General features: G+C 29.1%; 3 protein-coding genes. All 3 read right to left on the bottom strand.

The genetic code is table 11. The features are described 5' to 3' along the window. Positions 1 to 15: 15 nt before the first annotated feature. On the bottom strand, positions 16 to 1,428 hold the full coding sequence (gene lnt, locus Q0C22_RS06255; RefSeq protein ID WP_291492869.1) for an apolipoprotein N-acyltransferase: 1,413 nt from the start codon (positions 1,426 to 1,428) through the stop codon (positions 16 to 18). Next, positions 1,407 to 2,318, bottom strand: a complete 912-nt coding sequence (fmt, locus tag Q0C22_RS06250; RefSeq protein WP_291492867.1) for a methionyl-tRNA formyltransferase — start codon at positions 2,316 to 2,318, stop codon at positions 1,407 to 1,409. Before fmt ends, lnt begins: the two co-directional genes overlap by 22 nt. Then, positions 2,315 to 2,699: peptide deformylase (gene def / locus Q0C22_RS06245; protein WP_291492865.1), on the bottom strand; the 385-nt coding region annotated here is incomplete at its 5' end. The genes def and fmt, both read right to left, overlap by 4 nt.

The raw sequence follows: 2,699 nt of genomic DNA, 5'->3' as shown, positions 1-2,699 counted from the left end.
GAACAATTATAGTATTTAGGTTGCCAAAAGGATCAAAATTAAATCAAATAAACCAAAAAAGTGTCCAAATTTATCAAAAATAGTTATTTTTTTATCATCAAATACAATATCAGCCTTTAGTATGCCAAAAGTATAAGGCTTTAAATTTGTTATCATTTTGCCTTGTGGACTAACTATCATACTAAAACCAGTATTTGCACATCTTGCAACATATATATTGTTTTCTACAGCCCTGTAAAAATCATCCCTATAAAATAAATGAAAAGTAGGCGTGTGACTAAACCACGCATCATTTGTTATAACTACAAGCAACCTTGCTCCTAAATTCTTAAAAGTTCTTGCAATATTTTCAAAATCTTCCTCATAGCAAATGATAGCCGCAGTTTTAAGACCATCAACATCAAATAATGTAAATCTCTTACCATGAGTAAAACTACCAAATTTTGTAACAGTGGTTATAAAGCTTAGATATTTCCTTAGTGGTATAAATTCTGCAAATGGTACAAGCTCGTGTTTATCATAATAGTCATACTTTTTATGATTAAAAAAAACTGCAGAATTATAATAATTACTGCCCCTTTGGGTTTGAGCGCCAAAAATTATGGGTGTTTTGTAATATCCAAGTATATTGTCAAAATCTTTTGGTTTAAATAAAAACGGATAAGCACTTTCTGGCCAGACTACAAGATCGGCGTTTGTTTTTTTTGTAGCATTTACATAAACATTTAAATTATTCATCAACATAGCATTGTCCCATTTTTGAGATTGTGAAATATTACCCTGAATTAATGCTATGGATTTTTTAATTGAACCATTTTTTGCTGGAAGATTAACAACAAAAAATAAACAAGCAATTACACCTAAAATTATGAGGGCATGCTTTATTTTATTTTTGTACAAATAATATATTGCTACATTAACAAATAAAAGTTTTAACCCCACAAAATAAGAACCAAACCAAGTTGCATCTTTTATAAAAAATGGTATATTGTAAACAAACATGCTCACATTTCCAATAGGATCTCCATATAGCACAATCGAACGCAAATATTCGAAAGCTATGTAAAATACAGGCAAAAGCAAAAAGCTGATATTAAATTTTTTTATTAAATAAAACGGTGCTATTGTATATATCAGCTGGTATATACAGACACCAAAATACATAGAAAAAGCTAAAAAAAACGGTACATGATTGTAAACATAAATACCTTTTAATAAACCAATGTACAAAAAAAGAAAAAAAGTTAAAAAAGAAATACTGATTATCAAAAAAACATCTAAAAATACTTTTGAGCTTTTTTGTGAATTTAGAGAAATTAAAAGCGGCACAAATGCAAAAAAAGAAATAAAAGAATAATAAAAAGATAGAATAAGCAAAAATGGTGCTAAAATAAAAGCAAAACGCTCTATATTATTTTTTGACCACATTGAAATTTGTGTCCTGCTAAAAATGCTTCAATTGACATAGCATTCTTACCTTCGGGTTTAATTTGCTCTATACTAATGCTTTTGTTTTTACAAGCTACTATAAGTGAGTTTTTGCTTACTTTCACAATAGTTGCTGGTGTTGCGCTAAGATCGCAAACACTTGCTTTTAATATTTTATAAATTTTTGAATTGTAGTAAAAAAAAGCATCCAGATAACCAGCAAAAGCTTTTACCTTTCTAACTGCAAAACAAGCGTCATCATTTTCAAAATTTATTAAAGTATCATTTTTGTTAAATTTTTTAGTGTATGATATATTGCCTTTTTGGGGTTTTGGTTTTAATAAACCATCTTTGTAAAATTCAATAGCGCATATAATCATCTGGCTTGCCAGGTAAGAAATTTTATTTGACAGTGTAATATTATTGTCGTCTGGTGTTATTTCAATAATCTTTTGCATTAAACAATCGCCTGCATCCAGATCTTTGGTAAGCTTTATTATGCTTATGCCAGTGTATAAATCACCGTTTAAAAGCGCGCTAATGATTGGAGAAGCACCTCTGTATTTTGGTAATATGCTTGGATGTATATTCAAGATACCGTATTTAAAAGCATCAATGACATTTTGAGGTATTATTTTGCCATAAGAAAACAATACACCCATCTGGCAGTCTTTTATCTGGCTTAAAAAATTATCATCAAGCTTTTCTGGTTGAAAAAAATCAAGACCAAGCTTAATTGCCTGTTTTTTGATAGGGCTTTCAATTAGAATTTTGTTACGTTTGCCTTTTTTATCTTTTGTTGTAATAACTGCTTTTACGGAAAAATGCTCATTTATACTCTTTAACGTTTCAATGCCAATATCACTTGTACCAAAAAAAGCTATATTCATTTATTTTCTTTTAAAAATTTTTTAAATCTTAATTTTTCAACAAAATTAATCCTATCAACAAACAAAATGCCATTTAAGTGATCTATCTCATGTTGAATGACAACCGACAAAAAATTATCGAACTCAACTTCCTGCATCTGTTCTTTTAAATCAAGATATTGAACTTTTATATACCGCCTGCGATCGTTTACTTTTCCGTAAAAACCAGGAACGCTTAAACAACCTTCATCATGTTCTTCATAAAAACTCTCATATGAAACAATTCTAGGGTTAACCATTGCTATTATGTTACTATTTGCACCAATTGCCCTTTCATCCACTATAATTATTCTTTTTTTTATACCTATTTGAGGTGCTGCAAGACCGATACCATTGTTTTTT

The sequence above is a fragment of the Desulfurella sp. genome (assembly GCF_023256235.1).
Taxonomy (GTDB): Bacteria; Campylobacterota_A; Desulfurellia; order Desulfurellales; family Desulfurellaceae; genus Desulfurella.
This window is presented reverse-complemented; position numbering and strand designations above follow the sequence as displayed.

Coding starts and splice junctions, on each gene's coding strand:
- lnt (WP_291492869.1), bottom strand. CDS start 1,428: ATGTGGTCAAAAAATAATATAGAGCGTTTTGCTTTTATTTTAGCACCA.
- fmt (WP_291492867.1), bottom strand. CDS start 2,318: ATGAATATAGCTTTTTTTGGTACAAGTGATATTGGCATTGAAACGTTA.